The 26522-nt window shown below is 46.4% G+C and carries 27 protein-coding genes and 1 pseudogene; 22 read left to right on the forward strand and 6 right to left on the reverse strand.

Features of this window, described 5'->3' with window-relative positions; all coding sequences use genetic code 11:
• The first annotated feature begins 14 nt into the window (after nt 1-14).
• The 9 genes and pseudogenes from cmk to cysM all read left to right on the forward strand — a co-directional run bounded on the left by cmk (nt 15) and on the right by cysM (nt 9052).
• Nucleotides 15-671 (forward strand): (d)CMP kinase, encoded by a 657-nt coding sequence (gene cmk / locus LZG75_RS08935; protein ID WP_233937286.1) that lies wholly within the window; start codon nt 15-17, stop codon nt 669-671.
• A 154-nt stretch (nt 672-825) separates the two neighbouring features.
• Nucleotides 826-2499: a 30S ribosomal protein S1 gene (gene rpsA, locus LZG75_RS08940; protein WP_233937287.1), complete on the forward strand. Its 1674-nt coding sequence runs from the start codon at nt 826-828 to the stop codon at nt 2497-2499.
• A gap of 52 nt (nt 2500-2551) precedes the next feature.
• A pseudogene (locus LZG75_RS08945) lies at nt 2552-2878 on the forward strand (integration host factor subunit beta); the annotation flags it as partial.
• Nucleotides 2879-2901: 23 nt separating this feature from the next.
• The gene (gene lapB, locus LZG75_RS08950) at nt 2902-4113 is read left to right on the forward strand and encodes a lipopolysaccharide assembly protein LapB (protein ID WP_233937288.1); all 1212 of its coding nucleotides are present in this window, start codon (nt 2902-2904) and stop codon (nt 4111-4113) included.
• 34 nt (nt 4114-4147) lie between these two features.
• On the forward strand, nt 4148-5512 hold the full coding sequence (locus LZG75_RS08955; protein ID WP_233937289.1) for a UDP-glucose/GDP-mannose dehydrogenase family protein: 1365 nt from the start codon (nt 4148-4150) through the stop codon (nt 5510-5512).
• A gap of 19 nt (nt 5513-5531) precedes the next feature.
• On the forward strand, nt 5532-6464 hold the full coding sequence (gene rfaE1, locus LZG75_RS08960) for a D-glycero-beta-D-manno-heptose-7-phosphate kinase (protein WP_233924374.1): 933 nt from the start codon (nt 5532-5534) through the stop codon (nt 6462-6464).
• On the forward strand, nt 6461-7480 hold the full coding sequence (gene rfaD, locus LZG75_RS08965) for an ADP-glyceromanno-heptose 6-epimerase (RefSeq protein ID WP_233924179.1): 1020 nt from the start codon (nt 6461-6463) through the stop codon (nt 7478-7480). The genes rfaE1 and rfaD overlap by 4 nt, the downstream gene beginning before the upstream one ends.
• Nucleotides 7481-7580: 100 nt before the next feature.
• Nucleotides 7581-8018, forward strand: coding sequence for a ComEA family DNA-binding protein (locus LZG75_RS08970; RefSeq protein ID WP_233924180.1), 438 nt, complete (start codon nt 7581-7583; stop codon nt 8016-8018).
• Nucleotides 8019-8113: 95 nt separating this feature from the next.
• Nucleotides 8114-9052 carry a cysteine synthase CysM gene (cysM, locus tag LZG75_RS08975; protein ID WP_233924181.1) on the forward strand — a complete coding sequence of 313 codons (939 nt, stop codon included), beginning with the start codon at nt 8114-8116 and terminating at the stop codon, nt 9050-9052.
• Here cysM and LZG75_RS08980 read toward each other — a convergent pair.
• Nucleotides 9049-10380: a lytic transglycosylase domain-containing protein gene (locus LZG75_RS08980; protein ID WP_233924182.1), complete on the reverse strand. Its 1332-nt coding sequence runs from the start codon at nt 10378-10380 to the stop codon at nt 9049-9051. The genes cysM and LZG75_RS08980 overlap by 4 nt on opposite strands.
• 42 nt (nt 10381-10422) lie before the next feature.
• Between LZG75_RS08980 and LZG75_RS08985 the strand changes: the two genes are divergently transcribed.
• From LZG75_RS08985 to LZG75_RS09005, 5 genes are all read left to right on the forward strand, one after another.
• Entirely contained in the window at nt 10423-11343 is a 921-nt protein-coding gene (locus tag LZG75_RS08985) for a histone deacetylase family protein (RefSeq protein WP_233924183.1), read from the forward strand.
• A 32-nt stretch (nt 11344-11375) separates the two neighbouring features.
• Nucleotides 11376-13028, forward strand: a complete 1653-nt coding sequence (locus LZG75_RS08990) for an acyl-CoA synthetase (RefSeq protein ID WP_233937290.1) — start codon at nt 11376-11378, stop codon at nt 13026-13028.
• A 108-nt stretch (nt 13029-13136) separates the two neighbouring features.
• The gene (locus tag LZG75_RS08995; RefSeq protein ID WP_233924185.1) at nt 13137-13886 is read left to right on the forward strand and encodes an electron transfer flavoprotein subunit beta/FixA family protein; all 750 of its coding nucleotides are present in this window, start codon (nt 13137-13139) and stop codon (nt 13884-13886) included.
• Nucleotides 13887-14825: an electron transfer flavoprotein subunit alpha/FixB family protein gene (locus LZG75_RS09000; protein ID WP_233937291.1), complete on the forward strand. Its 939-nt coding sequence runs from the start codon at nt 13887-13889 to the stop codon at nt 14823-14825.
• A 12-nt stretch (nt 14826-14837) separates the two neighbouring features.
• On the forward strand, nt 14838-16625 hold the full coding sequence (locus LZG75_RS09005) for an acyl-CoA dehydrogenase (RefSeq protein ID WP_233924187.1): 1788 nt from the start codon (nt 14838-14840) through the stop codon (nt 16623-16625).
• A 21-nt stretch (nt 16626-16646) separates the two neighbouring features.
• Here the strand turns inward: LZG75_RS09005 and LZG75_RS09010 are convergent, their stop codons facing one another.
• Nucleotides 16647-17111: a hypothetical protein gene (locus tag LZG75_RS09010; protein WP_233924188.1), complete on the reverse strand. Its 465-nt coding sequence runs from the start codon at nt 17109-17111 to the stop codon at nt 16647-16649.
• A 14-nt stretch (nt 17112-17125) separates the two neighbouring features.
• The gene (locus LZG75_RS09015; RefSeq protein ID WP_233924189.1) at nt 17126-17686 is read right to left on the reverse strand and encodes an META domain-containing protein; all 561 of its coding nucleotides are present in this window, start codon (nt 17684-17686) and stop codon (nt 17126-17128) included.
• Between the two features lie 126 nt (nt 17687-17812).
• Here LZG75_RS09015 and rpsP point away from each other — a divergent pair, with 126 nt between their 5' ends.
• From rpsP to LZG75_RS09045, 6 genes are all read left to right on the forward strand, one after another.
• Nucleotides 17813-18064, forward strand: coding sequence for a 30S ribosomal protein S16 (rpsP, locus tag LZG75_RS09020; protein WP_233924190.1), 252 nt, complete (start codon nt 17813-17815; stop codon nt 18062-18064).
• Nucleotides 18065-18070: 6 nt separating this feature from the next.
• Complete coding sequence (gene rimM / locus LZG75_RS09025) at nt 18071-18628, forward strand: ribosome maturation factor RimM (protein ID WP_233924191.1); 558 nt, start codon at nt 18071-18073, stop codon at nt 18626-18628.
• 13 nt (nt 18629-18641) lie between these two features.
• Nucleotides 18642-19391 carry a tRNA (guanosine(37)-N1)-methyltransferase TrmD gene (gene trmD / locus LZG75_RS09030; protein ID WP_233924192.1) on the forward strand — a complete coding sequence of 250 codons (750 nt, stop codon included), beginning with the start codon at nt 18642-18644 and terminating at the stop codon, nt 19389-19391.
• Between the two features lie 101 nt (nt 19392-19492).
• The gene (gene rplS, locus LZG75_RS09035; protein WP_233924193.1) at nt 19493-19903 is read left to right on the forward strand and encodes a 50S ribosomal protein L19; all 411 of its coding nucleotides are present in this window, start codon (nt 19493-19495) and stop codon (nt 19901-19903) included.
• 66 nt (nt 19904-19969) lie between these two features.
• Nucleotides 19970-20701 (forward strand): CoA pyrophosphatase, encoded by a 732-nt coding sequence (locus LZG75_RS09040; protein WP_233924194.1) that lies wholly within the window; start codon nt 19970-19972, stop codon nt 20699-20701.
• The gene (locus LZG75_RS09045) at nt 20698-21660 is read left to right on the forward strand and encodes a CobD/CbiB family protein (protein WP_233937292.1); all 963 of its coding nucleotides are present in this window, start codon (nt 20698-20700) and stop codon (nt 21658-21660) included. Before LZG75_RS09040 ends, LZG75_RS09045 begins: the two co-directional genes overlap by 4 nt.
• On the opposite strand, the gene rsgA is transcribed toward LZG75_RS09045, so the two are convergent.
• The gene (rsgA, locus tag LZG75_RS09050) at nt 21641-22618 is read right to left on the reverse strand and encodes a ribosome small subunit-dependent GTPase A (RefSeq protein ID WP_233937293.1); all 978 of its coding nucleotides are present in this window, start codon (nt 22616-22618) and stop codon (nt 21641-21643) included. The genes LZG75_RS09045 and rsgA overlap by 20 nt on opposite strands.
• 30 nt (nt 22619-22648) lie before the next feature.
• Nucleotides 22649-23899, reverse strand: coding sequence for a M48 family metallopeptidase (locus LZG75_RS09055; protein ID WP_233937294.1), 1251 nt, complete (start codon nt 23897-23899; stop codon nt 22649-22651).
• A gap of 15 nt (nt 23900-23914) precedes the next feature.
• On the opposite strand from LZG75_RS09055, the gene orn reads away from it, so the two are divergent.
• Nucleotides 23915-24484, forward strand: coding sequence for an oligoribonuclease (gene orn, locus LZG75_RS09060; RefSeq protein ID WP_233924198.1), 570 nt, complete (start codon nt 23915-23917; stop codon nt 24482-24484).
• A gap of 38 nt (nt 24485-24522) precedes the next feature.
• On the opposite strand, the gene mog is transcribed toward orn, so the two are convergent.
• Complete coding sequence (mog, locus tag LZG75_RS09065) at nt 24523-25146, reverse strand: molybdopterin adenylyltransferase (protein ID WP_233924199.1); 624 nt, start codon at nt 25144-25146, stop codon at nt 24523-24525.
• A gap of 26 nt (nt 25147-25172) precedes the next feature.
• Between mog and pmbA the strand changes: the two genes are divergently transcribed.
• A complete protein-coding gene (gene pmbA / locus LZG75_RS09070) occupies nt 25173-26519 on the forward strand; it encodes a metalloprotease PmbA (protein ID WP_370634812.1) in 1347 nt (448 codons plus the stop codon).
• Nucleotides 26520-26522: the final 3 nt, after the last annotated feature.

The raw sequence follows: 26522 nt of genomic DNA on the forward strand, positions 1-26522 counted from the left end.
TTAAGACTTAATTCATGCCATCTTTACCCCCCGTCATTGCCATCGATGGCCCCACTGCTTCGGGCAAGGGGACGGTAGCGATATTGGTCGCCCAGGCCTTGGGATTCCATTATTTAGAAAGTGGCGCCTTATATCGTCTAGTGGCACTGGCCAGTGAGCGAGTGGGCTTAAGTTCCACCAACGCTGTTGCTTTAGGGCAACTTACTGCCACACTGTCAATTTCCTTCAAGGATGGCTTAGTTTTACTGCATGGGGCGGATGTTAGTAGCGCTCTTCGGGCGGAGTCAATTGGCAAAAGGGCCTCGGAAGTAGCGATTCATCCTGAGGTTAGAGCCGCTTTAGTGGGTTTGCAGCGCAGTTTTCGTCAATTGCCAGGCTTGGTGGCTGATGGGCGCGATATGGGTAGTGTGATTTTCCCTGATGCCAGCCTTAAGGTCTACCTCACCGCGAGCGTACTGGCGCGCGGCCAACGAAGGTATAAGCAGTTGATAGCTAAGGGATTTTCTGCTAATATGGCAGACTTACTGCGAGATTTAGAAGAGCGTGATGCACGGGACCAATCCCGCAAAAATGCGCCCCTCTTAATAGCAGAAGGAGCCAAAACCTTGGATACCTCTGACTTATCAGTTGACCAAGCGGTGCGGCAAGTTTTAGCTTGGTATGAAGAATGAATCCAAGTGTTTTTGGTAAAAGTAGTTTGTAATTCGTTTTCTTGTTTTTTTGGCGTCTTCAGAAACTCTACAACGCAAATTCTTAAAAGCGTGTTTCTGTAAGGCTTTTGCAACCTAACCCGTCGGGCCTTCCGGCGGCACAAAGTGAATACACATGTCTGAATCTTTTGCAGCACTATTTGAAGAATCCCTAACCCGTTCTAATATGAAAACCGGCCAGGTTATTTCGGCCGAAGTACTTCGTATTGATCATAATTTCGTAGTTGTAAACGCTGGTTTAAAGTCGGAAGCGTTTATTCCTGTTGAAGAATTCCATAACGACGCTGGTGAAATTGAAGTCAACCCTGGCGATTTTGTTTCTGTTGCCATCGATGCGCTTGAAAATGGTTATGGCGATACGATTTTGTCCCGTGACAAGGCCAAACGATTGGCATCATGGATGAATCTCGAAAAAGCCCTCGAACAAGCCGAGATCGTCACCGGTACAGTGACTGGTAAAGTTAAAGGCGGCCTCACTGTGATGGTGAATGGCATTCGCGCTTTTTTACCTGGCTCACTGGTTGATACCCGCCCCATTAAAGACACAAGCCCCTATGAAGGCAAAACGATGGAGTTTAAAGTTATTAAACTTGATCGGAAGCGTAACAATGTGGTCTTATCCCGTCGTGCAGTAGTCGAAGCCAGTCAAGGTGAAGAGCGCGCTAAGTTGATGTCGAATCTCAAAGAAGGTTCCGTCGTACAGGGTGTGGTGAAAAATATTACTGATTACGGCGCCTTCGTTGACTTGGGTGGCATTGACGGCCTCTTACACATTACCGATTTGGCCTGGCGTCGCGTGCGTCACCCAAGCGAGATGTTGACTGTTGGTCAAGAAGTTACCGCAAAGATTTTGAAGTTCGATCAAGAGAAGAACCGTGTCTCACTCGGTGTGAAGCAGCTTGGCGATGATCCTTGGGTTGGCATCGCTCGACGCTATCCTCCAAATACCCGTTTATTTGGCAAAGTCACGAACCTCACCGATTACGGCGCGTTTGTTGAAATCGAATCTGGTATCGAAGGCTTGGTCCACGTTTCTGAAATGGATTGGACTAATAAAAATGTCGCACCTAGTAAGGCCACTGCTTTAGGCACCGAAGTTGAAGTGATGGTGCTTGATATTGATGAAGATAAACGCCGTATTAGCTTGGGCATTAAACAGTGCAAAGCGAACCCTTGGGAAGAGTTTTCACGTGGTCAACAAAAAGGCGATAAGTTAAGCGGTGCAATTAAGTCGATTACCGACTTCGGAGTATTTATTGGCTTGCCTGGGGGCATTGATGGTTTGGTGCATCTCTCCGACCTATCATGGAACGAGCCAGGTGAAGAGGCTGTGAAGAAGTATAAAAAAGGCGATGAAGTTGAGGCAACTGTACTAGCAATTGACGTTGAGAAAGAGCGTATTTCGCTTGGTATCAAGCAGTTGTCTGGTGACCCATTCAACAATTACACCTCGACTAGCGATAAAGGTAGTATGGTTACAGGAACCGTGAAGAGTGTTGATGCCAAGGGCGCAGTCATTCATTTGGCCGATGAAGTAGAAGCATATTTACGTGCTTCCGAAATTTCAACTGATCGGGTTGAAGATGCGCGCAATGTGTTGAAAGAGGGTGATTCGGTAACTGCAATGATTATTAATATTGACCGTAAGTCACGCACCATTAATCTTTCGATTAAAGCAAAAGATAGTGCTGATCAGCAGGACACGATGACTAAAATGCAAGGTGAGGCGCAATCGGGTACAACCAATTTAGGCGCTTTATTAAAAGCAAAAATGGACAATCAGGGCTAATTTAAATCTACGCTACTTTCATCTGAAGGTAGCGTTTTTTTATTTATTCATCATGTCAGATCAAGAGCAACAAGCGATTACCCGTTCAGAGTTAGTCGAAAGCTTGGCGGAGCAATTTCCACAGTTATTACCTCGTGACGTTGAGTTGGCGGTGAAAACGCTGCTCGATACCATGACTCAAGCCTTAGCTGAGGGTAAGCGTATTGAATTGCGTGGCGTAGGCAGTTTTGTTTTGCATCATCGCCCAGCGCGCGCAGGCCGAAATCCGAAATCTGGAGAAAAAGTGCTCATCCCCGAGAAGCGGGTGCCGCATTTCAAGCCTGGCAAAGAATTACGCGAACGAGTCGACTATCAAGCGCTTAAAGCCAAAGGTAGTTCGGGTGTTTAGTCGCTTTGGGTGTCATGATTCAGATTGAAACCGCATGGTTATTACTCCTGCCGGTGTTGTTTGGTTTGGGGTGGCTAGCATCGCGATGGGATTTTCGTTTAGAAAGTCGGATGGATGAACAAGAGCGCATGCGTCAACAGCGCTCGACTTTTAAAGGCTTAAGCCTTTTACTGAATGAGCAGCCTGATCAGGCAATCGAAACCCTAGTCAAAATTGCCCAACTTGATCCCGAGACCATTGAGCTCCATTTTTCATTGGGAAATTTATTTCGGCGAAGAGGTGAAACTGAAAGAGCGATTCGGGTGCACCAGCATTTAGCGAATCGTACTGATTTAAAATCGCGTGATCGCGATCATGCCGCATATGAATTAGGTCGGGATTTTTTGCGCGCAGGCTTATTAGATCGTGCTGAAGCCTCTTTAAACCGCGTGGGTGAAGGTAAATACGCCATACCCGCTAAAGAAAGCTTATTGGAAATGTATCAAGTTGAGCGCGATTGGAAAAAAGCGATCGTTGCTGCTACTGAACTTGCTGCCTTACAAAAGAAAAGTCACCAAATTGAAATTGCCCAGTTTCATTGTGAGATCGCCCAAGAGGCGCTGCGCAGAAACGACTTGCTAGAGGCTGAACAATCAATTGAGCGTGCTTTACAAGCTGTGCCAAATCAAGCGCGAGCGCTCATTTTGCAAGGGGATTATTTGCTAGCCATGGATCGGCCAGCACAAGCAATTGAAGCGTGGAATTTAATTGCCCAAAATCATCCTGCATATATGCATTTAGTTGCGGATCGTTGGATGGCTGCTTTCACTAGTTTAGATAGGGCTAAGGAAGGCTTAAATCAGCTGGCAGATTTGTTACCAACGCAAGGTTCAGGCGAATTGTTGGATATCGTTCATAAGCACACTATGAGCTTATTGGGTGCAAATGCTGCGGAACAGATGTTAGTTGAGGTCATGCAGCATTCACCTAGCTTAAGCGCTTTAGCAAAGTTGGCAGAAACGCGCTTGATTTTAGCAAAGACCGATGGCCCTGCGACACGTGTCACCGATTTACAGGCTACCCTAGGGCTACTAAAACTACGTACGACCTCATTAGCGCGTTATACCTGTGGTAATTGCGGCTTTAGGGCTAGACGTTTTTATTGGCAGTGTCCAGGTTGTAACCATTGGGAGGCATACTCGCCTCGTAGATCAGAGGGTGTCGTGATTAGCGGCCCTTCTATGTGATGATAACCAATTTTGTAGACGTAAGGAAAGATTGATGAAAGTAACCATTGTTGGTAGCGGATATGTTGGTTTGGTAACTGGTGCCTGTTTAGCTGAAATTGGGAATGATGTTTTTTGCTTAGATTTAGATCCCAAAAAAATCGCCACTTTAAATGCAGGTGGGGTGCCCATTTTTGAGCCTGGACTTAAAGAGGTCATAGAGCGTAATCGCGCAGCGGGTCGTTTGCAATTTTCTACCGATGTTGCCGCCAGTGTGGCGCATGGCGAGATTCAATTTATTGCGGTCGGTACACCGCCCGATGAAGATGGTTCAGCCGACTTACAATATGTAGTTGCCGCCGCGCGTAATATTGGCCGCCACATGATATCTCCGAAAGTCATTGTTGATAAATCGACAGTACCCGTAGGGACTGCCGATCGAGTAACAGCAGCAATTACAGCGGAACTTCAGCTGCGCAACTTAAATCTAGATCTGTGTTCGGTTGTTTCAAACCCAGAGTTTTTAAAAGAAGGTGCTGCAGTTGAAGATTTTATGCGCCCTGATCGGATTGTGATTGGTACTGCTACCGACGCTGCAGGCTTACGTGCACGAGAACAAATGCGGAAGCTATATGCACCCTTTAATCGTCATCATGAGCGCACCTACTATATGGACGTAAAAAGTGCTGAGCTCACCAAGTATGCAGCTAATGCGATGTTAGCCACACGTATTTCGTTTATGAATGAATTAGCCAATTTAGCAGATATTGTTGGTGCAGATATTGAATCGGTAAGACAAGGAATTGGTTCTGATTCGCGTATTGGATATGGTTTTTTATATTCTGGCACCGGTTATGGCGGCTCTTGTTTTCCTAAAGATGTTTCGGCGCTGAGTCAAACAGCGCTTGAGCATGGTCGCGATTTAAAAATTTTACAAGCAGTTGAGGCGGTGAATGAGGCGCAAAAAACCATTTTGATTGAAAAAATAGTGAAACGTTTTGGCAATGATTTATCCGGCTTGAAATTTGCTTTATGGGGCTTAGCTTTTAAGCCGAATACGGATGATATGCGTGAGGCGCCTAGTCGCGTCATTATTCAAGAATTGGTTCGCCGTGGCGCTAGCGTCGTGGCTTATGATCCTGTTGCGATGACAGAGGCCCAACACTGCCTTGAACTAGACTTTCAAGATAATCCTACGGGTTTAAAAAAAGTCAGCATGGTAAACGGTCCTATGGAGGCGGTTGACGCTTGCGATGCCTTGGTCATCGTGACTGAATGGAAGGCGTTTCGGAGTCCCGATTTTGAGCAGTTGAAACAAAAGTTGAAAAACCCCGTTATTTTTGATGGCCGAAATTTATATGAGCCGTTAACTATGCAAGAATTAGGGATTGAATATTTTGGCATTGGGCGGCATAGTTAAGTTAGCGAGCAAAAAGCAGATGGTCGAAAAAGCACAAGCTACACAATTTCAACAAACCCGCATCTTGGTGGTGGGCGATGTCATGTTAGATCGCTATTGGTTTGGGGATAGCGAGCGCATCTCTCCTGAGGCCCCAGTACCAATAGTGCAGGTAGCAAAAATTGACGAGCGTTTGGGTGGGGCTGCAAATGTCGCCCGTAATGTGGCTGCCTTGGGGGCAAAAACCAGCTTATTGGGCGTCGTTGGGGAAGATGAAGCGGGCACTCGTGTGCGCGAACTGCTTTTAGCTAGCGGAGTTGACAGTCAATTAGAAGAAGATGCCAAAGTGCCGACTACGGTTAAATTGCGTGTCATTGCGCGGCAGCAACAACTGATTCGCCTTGATTTTGAAGAGGCGCCTAGCGCTGCAGCCTTAAAACATAAATTAGCCCGGTTTGAATCCTTACTTACTGCAGTCGATGCAGTGATTCTGTCGGATTATGGCAAAGGCACTTTAGATCAAGTTGCCACCATGATTTTGCAGGCCAGGGCTCAACAAAAAATTATCTTAGTTGATCCTAAGGGTAGCGATTTTGAACGCTATCGAGGCGCAACGGTGATTACGCCGAATCGCGCTGAATTGCGGCAAGTCATTGGCAAATGGGCTAGTGAAGAAGAGCTGACCGAGCGTGCGCAAGCCTTACGGCGTTCCTTAGAAATTCAAGCTTTACTACTCACGCGTTCAGAAGATGGCATGAGTTTATATACCGATGCTGGTGTCAGCCATGTACGTGCTCAAGCCCGCGAAGTATTTGATGTATCTGGTGCTGGCGATACAGTCATTGCTACTTTAGCAGTGGCTCTGGCAGCGGCTTGGCCCCTAGAACGCGCTATGGCTTTAGCTAATCGTGCTGGTGGTATCGTCGTGGGTAAGCTAGGCACAGCCACCGTTACTAGTGAGGAATTACAGTGACCGTTATTGTTACTGGGGCCGCCGGTTTCATAGGCTCTAATTTAGTCCAAGCACTGAATGCGCGCGGTGAGCGGCAGATCATTGCCGTCGATGATTTGAGTCAAGGGGATAAATTTCGGAATATGGCCGATCTGCACATAGCAGATTATGTCGATAAGTCAGCTTTTATTAATTCCTTTAAAAAGGGCTGGTTTGGCGAGGTGAGTGCGGTTTTCCATCAAGGTGCCTGTTCTGACACCATGGAAAGTGACGGCGTATTCATGATGGCAAACAATTATCAATATTCGTTGGATGTTTACGAAACCTGTATGGCTCAAAAGACAGCGTTTCTGTACGCCTCTTCTGCTGCAGTGTATGGCGGCTCTGAAAAATTTATGGAAGAGCGCCAATATGAGAAGCCACTAAACGTTTATGGTTACTCGAAATTTTTATTTGATCAATATATGCGCGCCAAGTTTGTTGAAAATGTTAATACGGCGCAAGTGGTTGGCCTACGTTACTTTAATGTTTATGGCTCGCGCGAATCACACAAAGGTCGCATGGCCTCAGTCGCATTTCATCAATTTCATCAGTTTAAAAAACAAGGTTTTGTACAATTATTTGGTGAGTATGGCGGGTATCAGTCAGGCGAACAAAGTCGGGATTTTGTTTCGATTGAAGACGTGGTTAAAGTCAATTTATTTTTCTTTGATCATCCCGACAAAAGTGGCATTTTTAATTTAGGTACTGGCCAAGCCCAGCCATTTAATGATGTTGCTTGTGCAGTAGTCAATTCTTTGCGCAAAGCTGCCGGCGAGCCACCACTGACTCTGCCCGAATTAGTTAAAGCTGGTTTGATTCAATACATGCCGTTTCCAGCTGATTTAAAAGGTAAGTACCAGTGTTTTACGCAAGCTGATATGCAACAATTGCGCGCTATTGGCTATTCTGATTCCTTCCTCAATGTTGAGCAGGGCGTCAGTCGTTATGTTGACTGGCTGTCAGCTAACGCTGATTTTTTAGCCCAGCCGATCTAATCCCGTTTTTTTAGTCAACTCACCATCTTCAATTCCGTTGTAATGCTTCGCAGGCTTCAGCTTGTGAATTGTTATCGATGTTTAAACTTTTGGAGAATCTATGGCTTGGAATTTGAATACAGTTTTTCGTAATACGCTTTTAAAGCTTGCCTTGGTCTTGGCGCTTATTTCATCTTGGGGGATATTGCATTCCACCGCAATAGCTGCTACAGACGGTATTAATGTGAATACGGCCAGTCAAAGTGAGCTCGAAAGTATTAAGGGTATTGGTCCCGCACGTGCGCGAGCGATCATTACTGCGCGTGATGATGGTGGTGCATTTCAAAATGCCGATGACTTGCAAAAACGGGTACGCGGTATTGGCAGCAAATCTGTAGAAAAATTAATCGATAACGGTCTGACGATTGAAGCGGCTAGTGGTTATCGTGAAACCAAAAGCAAGGGCCGCGCTGATCAAGGTGGGGGTCGTCGTAAGCCAAGTAATAAAAGTGCTGAGCGTGAAAAGGCCTATTCAGGAAAGCCGTCACCAAGAAATTAAGCCGCGGTTTAGGCGTTAACTCAGGCGGTAAGTTGGCGCTAAAGTAAGATGCTCAGCCTACGGCAGGTAATTTCCAATATAGCTAAAATGAAGCAATGAACTTGCCTGCCGTGCCAAATGTCGACCCAACTCCTGCCTACCTTACTATTGCCGATACTGTGGGTAATACGCCTTTGGTCCGTTTACAACGAATTCCTGGGGCGGTAGGTGAGCCCCGTAACAATCTCATTTTGGGTAAGTTAGAAGGGAATAATCCCGCCGGTTCAGTCAAAGATCGTGCAGCTTTATCGATGATACGACGCGCCCATGAGCGCGGTGAAATAGAACCGGGCGATACCTTGATTGAGGCAACTAGTGGCAACACGGGTATTGCCTTGGCCATGACGGCGGCGATGCTGGGATACAAAATGCTCTTAGTAATGCCAGAAAATCAAAGTCTAGAACGCCGTCAAAGTATGACAGCTTATGGCGCTGAATTAATTTTAACTTCGGCTTCTGGGGGTATGGAATTAGCCCGTGATTATGCTGTACAGCTGCAGCGTGAGGGACGTGGACGTTTACTCGATCAATTTGCCAATACCGATAATCCCCGCGCTCATTTAGAAACTACCGGCCCTGAAATTTGGCGTGATACTGCCGGTCAAGTTACTCACTTTGTCTCGGCAATGGGCACCACTGGCACGATTACTGGAGTATCTACCTATCTAAAGATGATGAATCCAGCGATTGAAATTATTGGCGCGCAACCTGCCGAAGGATCGCAAATTCCCGGAATTCGCAAATGGGCACCTGCTTATTTGCCCAAAATTTATCAAGGCGAGCGCGTTGATCGTATTGAGTACGTAACCCAATCGGCTGCAGAAGAAATGGCGCGCCGAATGGCCGCGGAAGAAGGGATTTTTTGTGGAATTTCTGCAGCTGGCGCTTTAGTTATTGCTTTACGGATTGCGCAAGAAGTAGAGAATGCCACTATAGTTTTTATTGTTTGCGATCGGGGTGATCGCTATTTGTCGACAGGGGTTTTCCCCGCTTAATTTGCGAGATTAGTCTTCTGCCGTTTTTTCTTGGTACTCGCTTTCGCTTTCGCTGAAGAGCTTGACGGTACTGTTTTTTCCATCACTAAAGATTGCATGGATTGAGGAATAATAGGAACCGCACTTTTATTTTCGTAACCCAAGGCTTCAGCAAATTCAGCCACACTTTGAGCATAAAAATAACTGCGGTTGTAATTTACTATACTGAGAAAATTGGCTAGTCCGACTACATAGCGAGTTTGTTCAAGGCCTTTTTTATCCAGATAAGGTAAATCAACAATCAGCGCTTTGCTTGTTGGACTCACGCCACCATGCTGTAAATCGCCTCGCTCGGGGGCAAGAATCCCAAGTCGAATGAATTCCTGAATAGTATGTTTTAGGTCAGGTTCGCCATCGGCAAGGAGAGCAGCGGCAGTTAGGGCTTGTGAACTAGGTAATAGTGGAAAATAAATTGGCATACCAACTTGCCAGCCCTGTTGTTGCAAAAAATTGGCTACGCTTGCAATGGCGTCTTTAGCGCTGACCTTTAAATCAATCTTATTATCGCCATCCCCATCTTTGGCGTAGGCGCGAATACTGCTTGGCATAAATTGAGGTAATCCAATGGCGCCAGCATAAGAGCTATTTTGATTGAGGCATTGATTAAATTGAGTTTGCTGAAAATTTGCGCCAGTATTGCTTTCGGCCCAGCAAAGTAAAATGAGCTCTTTAATTTGCTCTCGGAATAAGGCTTCACGAGTAGCTTGGTTAGGGGTAGGTGGGTATTCAAAGGCGAGAGTAGTTAAGACATCTTTAGCCCGAAAGGCTCCTAATTGACGGCCATAAATTGTTTCGATGCCAATAATTGCGACGATTAAAGGGGCCGGAACTCCAGTACTGGCTTCGGTTTGGCTCAAAAATTCGCGATTTTGCACCCAAAATGCTTGCGCAGCCTTAATGCGCACGGGTTCGATAAAGCGCAGGCGATAAGCGGCCCAATTCTTTTTAAATTCCTGAGATGGGGGTAATACCAATTTCTTAATACTATGAATCGATTTAGTATCTTGAAATCCCGCCTCAAGGATGGCTAGCGGCACGTTATGATTGTTTGATACCTGGAGTAATAGTTCAGTCAAGTTTTTTGCGAAACTAGCATCTGGAGCCCTAGCATTAGGGGTTTGGGCTGGAGCAATGGGGTCTTGGCTGACTAGTGTCTCGGGAGTTCCGGAGGGGATGGGTGTAGTGCAGCCTGACAAGCAGAGCGCAATCAGAATGCAGGTGGCAATGAAAGTAAAAATGAAGCCAAGCTTGACAGTGTTCAATTGATTAATGGAATAAAGTTTATTCATAGAGCAGAAGTAGTTTACCGTTTAGATGGAAAGGCAGTAAAAATGACCACCGCTTATATCAGCCACCCAGATTTTTTATTACATGAGATGGGGCGCCACCACCCTGAGTGTCCTGAGCGTATTCAGGCGATTGAAGATCAAATTATTCAAAGTCGTATTGATGGTTATTTGCAACGGATTGATCCCCCCCTAGCAACCGAAGCCAATTTAGAATTAGTGCATGGCGCAGATCATATTGAGTTTGTAAAATCGCACGCACCTGCCAGTGGCTACTTCATGCTCGATGGCGATACGATTATGAATAGTGCTTCTTGGCAAACTGCCCGCCGCGCCGCAGGTGCGGCAATAGCAGCAGTTGATGCGGTGATGAAGGGCGAAGTAGAAAATGCCTTTTGTGCGGTACGGCCACCTGGACACCATGCTGAGCCAAATCGTGCTATGGGATTTTGTATTTTTAATAATGTTGCCATAGCCGCACGCTATGCGATGCAGCAATATGGTTTAGAGCGGGTAGCGATTATTGATTTTGATGTCCACCATGGTAATGGTACCGAAGCCGCCTTTATCGATGATCCACGAGTGTTAATGTGTAGTTTTTTTCAGCATCCGTTTTATCCATACAGCGGCTTAGAGGCTGCCGATAATATGATTAATATTCCCTTGCCGGCATCAACCAATGGCAAAGTTGTGCGCGAGTTGGTAGATGCAGTATGGTTACCCCGCTTAAGAGAATTTAAACCGCAGCTCATTGTGATTTCAGCTGGGTTTGATGCTCATCGTGAAGATGATTTAGGTCAAATGGGTTTAGTTGAAGATGATTATGCGTGGATTACCAAGCGCCTCAAAGCTGTTGCACATGAGTTTGCTGAAGGTCGAATTGTGAGTTGCTTAGAGGGCGGCTATAACCTTTCTGCATTAGGGCGCAGTGTAGTTGCTCACTTAAAGGCTTTAGGGGATTTATAAGTATATTTACAGGAATCATTTCTGAGGTCAAGATGGCAAGTATTTTTGAAGAAGGTTTAGAGCGAAACGCGGCAAATTACACGCCCATGACACCGCTTTTATTTGTTGAGCGAGCAGCGGATATTTATCCTCATCATTTAGCCATTATTCATGGATCCTTGCGGCAAACTTGGAGCGAGACGGCCATTCGTTGTCGCCGCTTAGCTAGCTCTCTTAACAAACAAGGAATTACAGTAGGCGATACGGTAGCAGTGATGTTGCCAAACACGCCGCCGATGGTCGAGGCTCACTTTGGGGTGCCGATGTCGGGCGCAGTGTTAAATGCACTCAATACCCGTTTAGATGCTGAGGCGATAGCTTTTATGTTAAATCATGGTGAAGCTAAAGCGGTGATTGTTGATCCTGAATTTGTGCCCACAATGAAAAAAGCATTGGCCTTAGCGCGCGCAGAAAGTGGTCGTGAGATTTTAGTCATTGACGCAGAAGATGTTGAGTATTCAGGGGCAAGTGAAAAAATTGGCAAGCTGACCTATGAGCAATTATTAGCTGAAGGAGACCCCCAATATAAATGGGCATTACCTGCAGATGAATGGGCGGCAATTTGCCTTAACTACACTTCTGGTACCACCGGTAATCCAAAGGGAGTGGTGTATCACCACCGAGGTGCAGCAATTAATGCTGTTTCCAATATTTTAGAATGGGATATGGCAAAGCATCCTGTGTATTTATGGACTTTGCCACTATTTCATTGCAATGGTTGGTGTTTTGCATGGACTGTTGCGGCGCGTGCTGGCATCAATGTCTGTTTACGACGAGTTGACCCCCAAACGATTTTTGCGGCCATTAAAGAGCAGCACGTGACCCATTATTGTGCGGCACCCATTGTGCACAATATGCTCGTCAATAGCCCAGCTGAATTAAAAATTGGTGTGCCACGCGGTGTTAAGGCAATGATCGCTGGGTCGGCGCCTCCCGCAGCCATTATTGAGGGCATGGAAATGATGGGCTTTGATATGACCCACGTATACGGCCTTACTGAAACTTATGGTCCTGCCGCTGTCTGTGTCAAGCAGGATGATTGGGAGCAGCAAGATTTAGGCACTAGGGCACGTCTTAATGCACAGCAGGGTGTGCGCTATCACTTGCAAGAAGCTTTTATGGTATTTGATCCAGAAACCATGCAAGCTGTGCCAGCTGATGGGGAAACTATGGGTGAAATTATGTTTCGCGGCAACATCACCATGAAGGGTTACTTAAAAAACCCGCAAGCAACACAAGAAGCCTTTGCGGGCGGTTGGTTTCATTCAGGCGATTTAGCCGTGATGAATCCTGATGGTTACATCAAAGTTAAAGATCGCAGTAAAGATATTATTATTTCTGGCGGTGAAAATATTTCTTCACTCGAAATTGAGGATGTACTGTATCGCCATCCGGCGGTATTAGCCGCCGCAGTAGTGGCTAAGCCCGATCCTAAGTGGGGCGAAACGCCCTGCGCATTTCTAGAGCTTAAGGCCAGTGAAACCGTAACTGCCGCCGAGATTATCGCCCATTGTAAGCAATATTTAGCCAACTTTAAGGTGCCTAAGGCGGTTGTTTTTGGTGAATTGCCCAAAACTTCAACTGGCAAAATTCAAAAGTTTGAGTTACGTAAACGCGCTGGCTCAGCTACGGCTATAGATGTTTAGATAGTCTATTGCCAGAGCTTGATAAAATAGCACTGAGGCTGGAATAAGCCATTTCCCCCATTAATTTTAATGCCCTAAAGTGATTTTTTAGTATTTAAAGAGAGTGCAATGAAAATTTTAGTTGCGGTAAAGCGAGTCGTTGATTACAACGTCAAAGTGCGGGTTAAATCAGATCAATCTGGAGTTGATATCGCTAACGTCAAAATGAGTATGAATCCTTTTGATGAAATTGCTGTTGAAGAAGCAGTACGCTTAAAAGAGGCTGGTTTAGCTTCCGAGGTGATTGTGGTTTCTGCTGGCTTACCCCAATGTCAAGAAACCTTACGCACTGCTTTGGCAATTGGTGCCGATCGCGCCATTTTGGTTGAGACCGAGCTTGACTTGCAACCCTTAGCAGTCGCAAAAATTTTGCAAGCCCTCTGTATTAAGGAGGCCCCGCAAATGGTCATTCTTGGAAAGCAAGCCATTGATGATGACAGCAATCAAACTGGCCAAATGTTAGCTGCCTTATTAGATTTCCCCCAGGCTACTTTTGCCTCTAAGGTGACGGTTGCTGATGGTAAGGCGAATGTAACTCGCGAAGTTGACGGTGGTTTAGAGACTATTTCAATTACTTTACCCGCTATCATTACCACCGATTTACGCTTAAATGAACCACGGTATGTAACCTTGCCTAACATCATGAAGGCGAAGAAGAAAACCCTTGAAATCATCAAGCCAGCAGACTTGGGCGTTGACGTGAACCCCCGCTTAAAAATCCTGAAGGTGGAAGAGCCTCCTAAACGAACTGCTGGAGTCATGGTTGCCGATGTAGCGGCTTTAGTTGATAAATTAAAAAATGAAGCAAAGGTAATTTAAATGAGCGCTTTAGTTCTTGTCGAGCATGATAATCAATCGCTCAAATCTGCAACATTGAATACCGTTACTGCTGCTTTAGCCTGCTCTCCTGAAGTCGATCTCTTGGTGATTGGTTATGTAGCAGAGGGCGTGGCACAAGCAGCAGCAAAAATCGTGGGCGTGCGTAAAGTTATTCACATTGACGCCGATTTTTTAAGTAATCAGTTGGCTGAGCCCGTTGCTGCACAAATCTTATCGTTAGCACCGTCATACGATTATATTTTGGCGCCTGCAACCTCGCATGGTAAAAATGTTTTACCTCGCGTGGCAGCAAAATTAGATGTGGCCCAAATTTCTGATATTACTAAAGTGATTTCGGCAGATACCTTTGAACGCCCTATATATGCGGGAAATGCGATTGCGACGGTGCAGTCCAGTGACGCTAAAAAGCTCATTACTGTGCGCACTACGGGTTTTGATGCCGTTGCTGCCACGGGGGGTACAGCAAGTATTGAGCAAAAAACTGCAGTTGCAGATCTAGGTAAATCGAGTTTTGTAGGTCGCGACTTAACTAAATCAGATCGCCCTGAGTTAACCGCAGCAAAAATAATTGTTTCAGGTGGTCGAGGTTTAGGTTCGAGTGAAAAATACCATGAGTTGATTGACCCTTTAGCCGATCAATTGGGGGCGGCATTAGGAGCTTCACGGGCAGCAGTCGATGCTGGTTATGTGCCCAATGATTATCAGGTAGGCCAAACTGGAAAAATCGTAGCACCCCAGCTCTATATCGCCATCGGAATTTCTGGGGCCATTCAGCATTTGGCTGGCATGAAAGATTCGAAGGTTATTGTGGCTATTAACAAAGATCCTGAAGCACCAATTTTTGGTGTTGCTGATTATGGCTTGGTAGCCGATTTATTTACTGCAATTCCTGAGCTCACTGCATTGTTAAAGAGCTGATCTGCCATTGTCATGACATACCATGCGCCAGTGAAGGATATGTTGTTTGTGATGCAAGAATTGGCTGATTTGGCTAAGGTAGTGCAATATCCGCGGTACGCTGAAGCGGGTGCTGATGAAGAACTGGCCCCTGCTGTTTTAGAAGAGTCTGCGAAATTCAATGAGACTGTTATTGCACCGCTGAACTGGGCTGGCGACCAGAATCCCAGCACTTGGAATAACGGTGTGGTGAGCATGACTGCTGGCTTTAAAGAAGCCTTGCAGCAATATGCAGATGCTGGCTGGCAGGGTGTGATTCATCCCGCGCAGTATGGCGGCCAAGGCCTACCCAAATTAATTGCTACACCCTGCTTAGAGATGGTCAATGCAGCTAACCTCTCTTTTGCTTTATGTCCGCTCTTAACTGATGGTGCGATTGAAGCTCTGTTAATTGCCGCTAATGATGATTTAAAGGCGCAATATTTACCCGCGATGATTTCTGGTGCTTGGGCTGGCACAATGAACTTAACTGAGCCGCAAGCTGGCTCCGATCTTTCCTTGGTGCGCACCCGCGCTGAACCAGAAGCCGATGGTAGTTATCGGCTCTTCGGCACCAAAATTTATATCACCTATGGTGAACACGATATGACTGACAATATCGTGCATTTGGTATTGGCTCGAACTCCGCACGCGCCTGCGGGAATCAAAGGCATTTCTTTATTTGTGGTGCCAAAATTCCTGTTAGCAGCAGATGGTAGTTTAGGTGCGCGAAATGAGGTTGAGTGCATTTCAATAGAACATAAATTGGGGATTAAAGCGAGCCCCACTGCAGTTTTACAGTTTGGCGATCAGAGTGGAGCAATCGGCTATCTGGTGGGCGAAGAAAATCGTGGGCTGGAGTATATGTTTGTGATGATGAATGCCTCTCGCTTTGCAGTGGGCATTCAGGGCATAGCGGTGGCTGATCGAGCTTATCAAAAGGCCGTTGCTTATGCTAAAGATCGGGTGCAAGGGCGTGATTTAGATGGTTCAGAAAATTCTGTCAGCATTATTCATCAACCTGATGTGAAACGCATGTTGTTAACGATGCGGGCTTACACCGAAGCAGCGCGCGCATTAGCCTACATGGCTGCTGCTCAATACGATGCTGCACATGCTGCTGTAGATCTTAAGCAGCGAACCCATGGCCAAGGGCTGTATGAATTTTTAGTGCCTATTGTTAAAGGCTTCTCTACTGAAATGGCGATAGAGGTTGCGAGTCTTGGCGTGCAAGTGCACGGCGGAATGGGTTTTATTGAGGAGACTGGCGCCGCGCAGTTTTATCGTGATGCGCGTATTTTGACGATTTATGAAGGTACCACAGCTATTCAGGCCAATGATTTGATCGGTCGTAAAACGGTCCGCGATGGGGGCAAAGTAGCCTATGAACTCATTGCCAGTATTGTGGCTACAGAAGCGAACTTGAGGACCAGTAATAGCGTTGCTGCACTAGCAGTGTTAGCACAATTACAAATAGGTCGCTTGGCTTTTGAGCAAGTACTGAGCTATATCTTATTGCACGCCAAAACAGAAGTTAAAAATGTGTATGCTGGCAGTTACGCCTATTTAAAGCTGTGCGGTCTAGTATTAGGCGCCTGGCAAATGGCGCGCGCACTACTAGCTGCAGAGCGTTTACGTGATCAAGATCCAACATTTTATGAGGCGAAAATAATCACCGCCCAATTTTTTGCTGAAAATTTACTGCCTCAGGCGAGTGCTTTAGCCACTAGTATTATTACTGGGGGCGCTATTACCAATGCTCTCGCTAGCGAACAATTTTAAATTGGGCGTGCACACTATTTTTTATTGCGAGAGTTTACGCGCTTCTGCCAATTGGGCAATAAAAAATTGCTCAAATGCAATCGCTAGAAAAGTCATCATTACTCCAGCCCCGAAGACCAACGAAAAAATCACGGTTAACACGGTTAGCCAGCCTGATTGAGTAGCTTGCTGCGGGTCAATTAAGGGATTGAATTGGGCATCCCAGCGTTGATCGGTACGTAAACCAAAGGCAATTGTCGTTAGCCAACTGGCCTCTAAAGAAATAAAGCCTAGCGTTAATAATATCCAGCCGAGTACGGAATTTAATTCGGCACCCTGCAAGATGGTCCAGCCGATGCAACCTAAAAGCAGGGCGAGTAACTGAGACCAAGCCCAAAATGAGGAAAGGCCGCGCAAATAAAAACAATTCATGCCTGTGCCAGGCAAAAGTAGGCCAAGGGCGCAAAAGAGCAGTTTTGATTTCCGTTTAATTTGGATAGTGGGCAAGTAGCGTTACTCTCTTAATTCTTTTTTGGGTTTATGGAGGCGGGTCGTTGTATAAAGCTGAGCACTTCACGGTCACGACCAATGAGGAGCAGTCGATCACCATCACGCACTAGATTACGATAATCATTGAGTTCATAAAGAAAATCATTTTCTAATTCATTTCTTGGGCCCGAACAAGACATACGGGTACTAGCCACGCGTTCAATGCTAATACCTCGTGCTTCCTCAACAATCTCACCAGTAAAGCGGTTGCAGCCAGTAAAACCACTGATGATGAGGCCTTGAGGAGCGAATTCAAATTGAATCGGCTGGCCCAGATCCCCTTGAGGAATTGGTCGCTGACGCACCTCTCCGGCAGTATTGGGGGGTAAATTCCAACGTATCAGTTCCCACTTAGTGCCGCGCAATTCCGCATAAGGCGGGCTTACTCTAGCGGCGCAAGGTGGGGTAAGGCTGCTGCAGGCGGTAAGAAGGCCTAGTAAGCAGCTGATGACGATGCCTTTAATAGGCGATAAGCAGATCGCCGATAGGGGCCTAGATGGCGTATAAGATGTTGTTTTTAAGGGGTTTTTCATATCTAGCTAATGATAGGTTAGGGAATTTGATGGCTCAAAGCACGGTTTTCATCTAGAATATGGGGTTCTCTGCTTTGGCATGAGTCATCAATAACCCGTTTTCATTTTAGATTTTAAGGAATAAGTATGGTCGTCATTCGACTGGCACGTGGAGGTTCTAAGAACCGCCCCTTTTATAGCATTGTTGCAACCGATAAACGCAATCGTCGTGACTCGAACTTCATTGAGCGTCTGGGTTATTTCAACCCGAATGCTGTTGAATCCGAGCAGGCCATGCGTATTGCGCAAGAACGCATGACTTACTGGACTACCGTCGGTGCTCAAATTTCGCCGACTGTAAAACGCTTGATCAAAGATCATCCTGCTGCTGTAGTTTAAGCTGAGGTGGCTGATTCACTGCCAGACGATTTAGTTGAGTTAGGCCAAATTCAAGATGCACAAGCCTTGCAGGGCGGAATTAAAGTTCGCCCTTTTTCCCCAGATCCTGTTGCCCTATTAGCAATTAAGTCGGTTTGGTTGTCGTTGCGCCCCCATTTGGCGAAAGATGCCGCTGGTGAAAAGTCTCCTAGTTCAGTTTTCTCCCCCCAAAAATATGCTGTTAAGCAGGCAAAGAGCCATAGTGGCTTAGTCGTGCTCCACCTAGAGGGGGTAACTGATCGTGATGCAGCCTTAGCTTTAAAGGGCGGTCGTATTTTAGCGAGACGAAGCGATTTTCCAAAGCCTGAGAATGACGCGTATTACTGGGTTGATTTGATCGCCTGTAAAGTAATTAATCTCCAGGGGGAAGATTTGGGCGAGGTAATCGAGATTACGGATAACGCAGCCCACCCGATCTTGTCAGTCGGACCAAAACCTATCCTGATTCCCTTTGTACCCGAAATCATTAAAAAAGTGGATTTATCTTCCCGTACCATTGAGCTTGATTGGCAAGCCGACTGGTAAGAAAGGGGCTTCAATGCGCTTTGATGTCGTTACCATCTTTCCCGAAATGTTCTCCGCTTTGACCAAGTGGGGTGTAACAGGGCGTGCATGTGAGCACCAGCTAACTAGCGTAAGTCTTTGGAATCCAAGGGATTTTTCTACTGATGCCCGTAAAACAGTCGATGATAGGGCTTATGGCGGTGGTCCTGGCATGGTGATGATGGCCAAGCCGCTTGAAGATGCGGTCGAGGCAATTCAGGCGCAACATCAACAGCTAGGCATTCGTTCAGGCCCAGTCTGCCTTTTAGCCCCGCAAGGAAAAGCATTTTCGCAACAGATAGCAGCAGATATCCTCAATTACGGTAATTTAACCCTAATTTGCGGTAGGTACGAGGCAGTTGACCAGCGTTTTATTGAGCGCAAGGTCGATTTACAGCTTTCTTTGGGGGATTTTGTGCTTTCTGGGGGTGAATTACCTGCCATGGCGATGATGGATGCGGTGATTCGCTTAATTCCTGGGGCACTTGGGGATCAAGAGTCAGCAGCCCAAGATAGCTTTATAAATGGCCTTTTGGACTATCCGCACTACACCCGACCAGAAATAGTTGGTAATTTATCTGTGCCGGACGTGCTTTTAGGCGGACATCACGCTAAAATAATGGGTTGGCGTCGGCAGCAGTCTTTGGCGCTGACAAAAAGGTTACGACCAGATCTCATTGAGTCTGCTCGTGCAAAAGGGTTATTAAGTCAAGAGGATGAGCAGTTTCTGCATTCTCTAGCTTAATAAAAATGGTTTAATTGCATCCTCTATCTGGTCCGCTCTCAGGTATTTATTACTAAGAGGTAAACGGGATTAAACGCAGACATGATGTTTAAGGAGTTGTAATGAATTTGATTGAAAAAATTGAGCAAGAAGAAATTGCTCGTCTCAGTGCTAATAAAAAAATGCCGAGCTTTGCGCCTGGCGATACCATTGTGGTTAGTGTCAATGTGGTTGAGGGCACGCGTAAGCGAACACAGGCTTTTGAAGGCGTCGTGATTGCAAAACGCAACCGTGGCCTGAATTCCAGCTTTATTGTGCGAAAAATTTCCTCTGGAGAAGGGGTCGAGCGAACCTTTCAGTTATATTCACCCCTAATTGCTAATATTGAGGTGAAGCGTCGCGGCGATGTTCGTCGTGCCAAGCTCTATTACTTGCGCGATCGCTCAGGCAAATCTGCGCGTATTAAAGAAAAGTTGCAAGCCCGCGTTAAAGCGGTGGTTGCTGAAGTTGTTGAAGCGCCTGCCACTGAATAAGGGCATTTTTCAGCGGCAAAACTAAGGCGACTACAGTCGCCTTTTTTATTACCCTAAAATAGTCCAATGATGTCTAAACTTTCGCCGTCCGCTACCTCGATTGCCGTACCACTTGGGTTTAATCCGCAGGCGGTTCCGATTCAGTCTAATTGTGCTGGCGAGCCATCAATTGCAAGTAGTAGGCTACTACCCGATCAATTGCGCCAGCGTTTTATTGCGCCACCAATATGGACGCCGGAAATTACCGATGAAAATCGCCATGTGATGGCCAGCGATATTATTGCGCAGCGCCAAGCACAAGGCCTTTCGACTCAAGCTGCAGTGCTGATTCCGCTGGTCTTACGAGCAGCGGGTATAGCTGTTTTATTGACTCAAAGAACCGATCATCTTCACGACCATGCGGGGCAAATTAGCTTTCCTGGGGGGCGCATGGAGTCAAGCGATAGTAGCGCTGCGGTGACCGCCTTACGTGAGAGTTATGAGGAGGTTGGGCTAGCAGCTGATCAGGTTGAGTTACTAGGTCAATTGCCTGAATATTTAACGGTCTCGGGGTATCGCGTTACTCCCATCGTAGGTTTAGTGCATCCACAGACCAATTATGTTTTAGATGAATTCGAAGTGGCTGACGCGTTTGAGGTGCCTTTAACATTCTTAATGAATCCGGCCCATCACCAAGTGCGCGTGGCAACTAGCGAGCAGGGCAGTCGTCGGTTTTACGCGATGCCCTTCGAAAATCGTTTTATTTGGGGTGCTACAGCAGGTATGCTGCGCAACCTTTATCATTTACTTAAAGTATGATTTTCTTCTCCATTCTCTTTGCCCTCATTGCTGAACAATATCGGCCAGTCAATGCACAGCATTGGGTTCGTCGTTGGAGTGTTGCTTGGCTAGATTGGGTTGCCAAAGAATTTAGCGGCAAAGCTGGGCAGGGTGCCACTCCAGTTGGGGCTCGCCTCGCCTGTTTGATTGCTTTTATTTTGCCAACCTTTTTAGTTTTTATTATTCACATTGCTTGCATGATGACGTATCCAATTTTGGCTTTCTTCTGGAATGTTTTAATTGTGTATTGGTTCTTTGGTTTTCGTCAATTTAGTCATTCTTTTACAGCGGTGCATCAGGCCATTCAAAACCATGATCTGCCAGCAGCGCGCCTTGCATTGGGTGAGTGGTATGGACCCGATTTAGAGCTTGCACATTTAAATGAAATTGAGATTATTTCTTTGGCTTTAGAAAAAGCCATTATTGGCTCGCATCGTCATGTATTTGGCGTATTTTTTTGGTTTCTGATGCCCCTAGGGCCTGGCGGCGTTGTTTTATACCGTTTGGCCGATATGGCCGCCGAGCGTTGGGGTAAGCATGTGCCCAATTCACATAATTTAGAAGCGGCTGCCCGTCATTTCTTTTATGTGCTCGATTGGGTGCCGGCACGTTTAACGGCGATGAGTTTTGCTTTGGCTGGAAATTTTGAAGACACCATCTATGCTTGGCGCTATCTCACGCATAAGTGGGCTGATGAATTATCAGCAGTGATTTTAGCGGCCGGTAGTGGCGCTCTGGGTGTTCGCTTAGGTGAGCCTTTACGTGAGCCTGATAGTGAAGAAGCTTTACGCATGGCTGAGGCGGGTGACGCGCCAATTTATGATGTAGGGCTTGAGCCTAGTGAAAGAACATTGCGTTCGGCAATTGGTTTAGTCTGGCGCGTGATTATTGCTCTGATGATTTTGTTGGCAATGTTGACTATCGCTGTTTGGCTGTAGTAATACCCATCATTTGGATATCAGCGGTTTGCGAGTCTGAGCGTAGTTGACGAAATAAAGCCAAACGCTCTGGTGCAATTATGTGCTTAGCAACCGCTTCACGAATCTCACAGCCAGGCTCTGTTTCATGGGCGCAATTATGAAAACGACAGTGCCCCAGATAGTCTTTGAACTCGCGAAATGCATGTTGTAACTCACTCACTGAGAGATGAGCAAGACCAAATTCTTGAAAACCGGGTGAGTCGATAAGGGCGCCTAATTTACCATCTGCTATGCCCCATTCACTGGGTAAATTAAAATAGCGACAGGCAGTAGTTGTATGTTTGCCGGTATCAAGGCGCACAGAATACTCTTGGGTGACGGCCGCGGCATTGGGTACCCAAGCATTCAGTAAACTTGATTTACCCATACCCGATTGGCCAACCAGTACAGAAACTTTACCCTGCAGCGCGCCATGAAGACGCTCGAGTGAGGCGGTATCAAATTTTGCGGAGACTTCACTCACTGGATAGCCCATGCGTGCATAGGGCTCAATCAATTTTCGCGCAGTTTCAATTGAGTCGCTTAAGTCACATTTATTAAGCAAGATATGTAAACCAATTTGATTGGCCTCTGCTGCCACAACTGCACGCCCTAGCAGGTCTGGAGAAAAAGCGGGTTGAGTTGCCAAGACCACGAGGATTTGATCCACATTAGCAGCGATTAATTTACTTTTAAATGCATCGGAGCGATAAAGCAAATTACGGCGGGGCTCAATTTCAACTAAGCGCGCTTGTCTATCAGAACTTCTTTCTAATTGCAAAATATCACCCACTGCACCCAAATGGCGTTTGCCTGGCGTGGTCACTTCGATCAGTGGCCCGCCATGGGATTGATGCTTAGATACATCGGTACGCAGAGTTTGGGCTAAATAATGCCTGCCATACGAAGCTATTAGTAGGGCGCGACTAAGCGACATGGAACGCGAGCCATTGGGGTTAAGAGTGCATCAGCGGCTTTGCTTTAAATTCGCAATGCGCAGCGGTGCAGGGGGATGTGAGCTATAGAATGCGGTGTAGAGCGGATCGGGAGTTAAGGTTGACGCATTGTCTTGATAGAGCTTCACTAATGCTGAAATTAAATCGCTCGCAGACGATTTTTCAGCCGCAAAGTTATCGGCCTCATATTCATGTTTACGAGAAGCAAGGCTATTAAGGGGGGTAAGGAAAAAACCAAATACGGGTGACACCAACATAAATAAGGCCAATGCTAAACCGCCGTTATAGCCAGACAGACTCGGTGTGACACCCAGATCAAAATAGAACCAAGGTTGCCCACTAAGCCAGCCTAAGAGTGCTAATACCACTAAGCTGAGGGCAAATGACACCAATAAACGTTTGCGGATATGTTTACGTTTGAAGTGGCCTAACTCATGCGCTAAAACTGCCTCGACTTCGCCCGGGTTTAGTTTTTCAATCAGCGTATCGAAAAAAACAATTCGCTTCGCCTTGCCAATTCCCGTGAAATAAGCATTACCGTGGGCACTGCGGGTACTGCCATCCATCACAAAGAGGCCTTGACTAGCAAAGTCACAGCGCTTTAAAAGTTGTTCAATTTGAATTTTGAGGGGACCATCTTCAAGGGCTTTAAATTTGTTAAACAGTGGTGCAATAAAGGTTGGAAATAGCCACAGTAATAGGCCATTGAATGCAGTCCAGACAAACCAAGTCCACAGCCACCAGAGCGGCCCTGCCTCAGCCATTAAGCTTAGGATTACCCACAGCAGTGGTAGGCCCAAAGCAGCACCTAAGACCACGCCCTTTAATAAATCGAGGCAAAACAGTTTTAGGGTCATGCGATTAAAGCCAAAGGCCTCTTCAAGCTTGAATTGCTTGTACCAACTAAAGGGTAAATCGAGCACCCCAGTAATGATGAAGATGCTGCACAGTAAAGCGATTTGTTGCGAAATGCCATTCCCAAGCCATTGCGTGAGTTGTTGATTTAAGTATTCAAGACCCCCCAAGAGCGTGAAGGAGATTAAGACGATGGCACTCAGAATGTTTTCAATAGTGCCTAAGCGTAATTTGGCGATGGTGTAGTCGGCAGCTTTTTGATGTTCTACCAAAGAGATCCTTGTCGCAAATTCGGCCGGGATGACATCGCGATGTTGGGCGACATACCTTATTTGCCGCTGGGCAAGCCAGTAGCGTATGCCAAAGCTAAGAAAAAAGGCGCTCAAGAAGATAATTGTGAAGGTCATGAGATGATTATAGTTATGAGTGAAAAAACTGCCCTAAGTACTGCTAGTGAGTCATTAATTTGGATTGATATGGAAATGTCAGGACTTAAACCTGATAGTGATCGAATTCTGGAAATTGCCTTGGTCATTACCGATGCAAACTTGAACTTACTGGCTACCGCACCCGTTTTCGTAGTGCATCAAAGCGATGCAGTTTTAGACGGCATGGACTCTTGGAACACTGGCACCCACAGTAAATCTGGGCTAATCGATAAAGTCAAGGCCTCAGTGCTTGACGAAGCCATGGTTGAGCAGGCCGCCATCGATTTTCTTAAGCAATATCTGAAAGCGGGCGTTTCTCCTATGTGCGGCAATTCAATTTGTCAAGACCGCCGTTTTATGGCGCGTTATATGCCAAAGCTCGAAGCGTTTTTTCATTATCGCAATGTGGATGTATCAACCATTAAAGAATTGGCGAAACGCTGGCAACCCAATTTAATGAAAGGCTTTGCGAAGCAGCAAGCCCATACTGCTTTAGCGGATATTTTAGAATCGATTGAAGAGTTGAAGTATTACCGCGAAAAATTCTTTATTACCCCCAATTAGCGAATTAGCGCAAAAGCAGGGTCGCTTGACGGCAATCGCTATTTTTTCAATGCACTTTTTGGTCGAAAAGCTTTCACCACTGCTTCATTCGTTTCCATATAAGGCCCGCCAATGAGGTCTATGCAATAAGGTACTGCGGCAAAAATACCTGGAACCAGTACTTTGCCATCAGCGTCTTTAAGGCCTTCTAGCGTTTCTTGAATGGACTTCGGTTGCCCAGGTAAATTAATAATTAAAGCAGCATGGTCAACAATTTCACGCAAGACTGCAAGCTGCCGTGAAAGAATAGCGGTGGGTACAAAATGCAAGCTAATCTGCCGCATTTGTTCACCAAATCCAGGCATGATTTTTGTCCCCGCCTCTAAAGTCGCCTCGGGGGTAATATCGCGCCGAGAGGGGCCAGTGCCGCCAGTGGTGAGAACTAAATCGCAGGCATACTCATCGACCAGCTCAATTAAGGTGACGGTAATGAGTTCTTGGGTATCAGGGATGAGGCGCTCAACAAAAACATGGGGAGAGACTAGGGCCTGATCAAGCCAAGCGCGCAAGGCAGGAATGCCTTGATCGGTATATACCCCTTGACTGGCTCGGTCGGAAACCGAGACCAAACCAATCTTCAGTTCATTGGGGGTACTGCGGTGCCAAGCTTCGGTATGCTTCATATCGCTATTCTAGCTATTATTAGGGTATGTTTACCTATACCACTGAGCAATTTCAATTAATTGTGCAATTTATGCTGGCAGAAGCCAGTCGTTTAGGGGCGAGCGATGCCGCCGCAGAGATTTCTGAGGGCCATGGGCTAGCTGTAACCACCCGCAAGGGAGAAATTGAGACCATAGAGCAAAGCCTCGATAAACAAGTGGGGGTAAGTCTTTATTTGGGACAGCGACGCGGTAATGCAAGTACTAGCGACTTTTCACCGACCTCGCTACGGGCTACCGTCGAAGCCGCCTTTCATATAGCTCAACATACTGCCGAGGATGATTGTGCAGGTCTCCCAGAGTATGATTTGCTTGAAAAAAATCCCCTGAATCTCGATTTATTTCATCCTTGGGATATTGAAGCCATAGACGCTATTGAAATAGCACGCTCTGCCGAGGCGGCTGCATTTGCAGTGAGCCCCCAAATTCAAAATAGTGATGGCGCTTCTGTCTCAACGCATCAAGGTCATTTTATTTTGGCTAGTAGCCAAGGGTTTTTAGGCGGCTATGCCTATTCACGCCACTTTATTTCATGTGCACCCATCGCGAGTACAACGGGCAAAAGACCGTCTATGCAGCGTGACGATTGGTATTCCAGCTCACGTATTCCAACTCAATTAGCTCCGCCCGCCGAAATTGGGCGCTATGCAGCTCAGCGTGCCTTGGCTCGCCTCAAAGCACGGTCAATTCGCACGCAGCGTTGCCCCGTTATTTTTGAGGCGCCAGTGGCCGCTGGTTTATTAGGCTCTTTTGTGCAGGCTGTTTCTGGGGGCGCTTTATATCGGCGCTCGAGTTTTTTATTAGATAGTTTGGGTAAAGCTGTTTTGGCAAGTCACCTTAGCTTATATGAAGATCCACATATTCCTGGTATTAGCGGTAGTGCACCATTCGATGAAGAGGGTGTTAAAACACAGGCTCGCACGGTAGTTGCAAACGGTGTTCTGCAAGCTTATTTTTTATCGACTTACACCGCACGAAAATTAGGCCTTCAAAGTACTGGCAATGCAGGTGGCTCACATCATCTTCGCTTGGCGAGTAACAATACCGTATCGGGCGGTTTACCCGCACTACTGAAGGCGATGGGTACCGGCCTACTCGTGACCGAATTAATGGGTCAAGGGGTCAATTATGTCACTGGCGATTACTCGCGCGGAGCCTTTGGTTACTGGGTCGAGCAGGGAGAAATTCAATATCCAGTTGAAGAAATTACGATTGCGGGTAATTTACGCGAAATGTTGCTTGATATTCAAATGGTGGGCAGTGATGTTTTAGTGCGAGGCTCGAAGGAGTCGGGCTCACTCCTCATTGGCTCAATGACTATTGGTGGTAAATAAGCC

Origin of the sequence: Polynucleobacter sp. IMCC30063, from assembly GCF_021395235.1 — a bacterium.
Classification (GTDB): domain Bacteria; phylum Pseudomonadota; class Gammaproteobacteria; order Burkholderiales; family Burkholderiaceae; genus Polynucleobacter.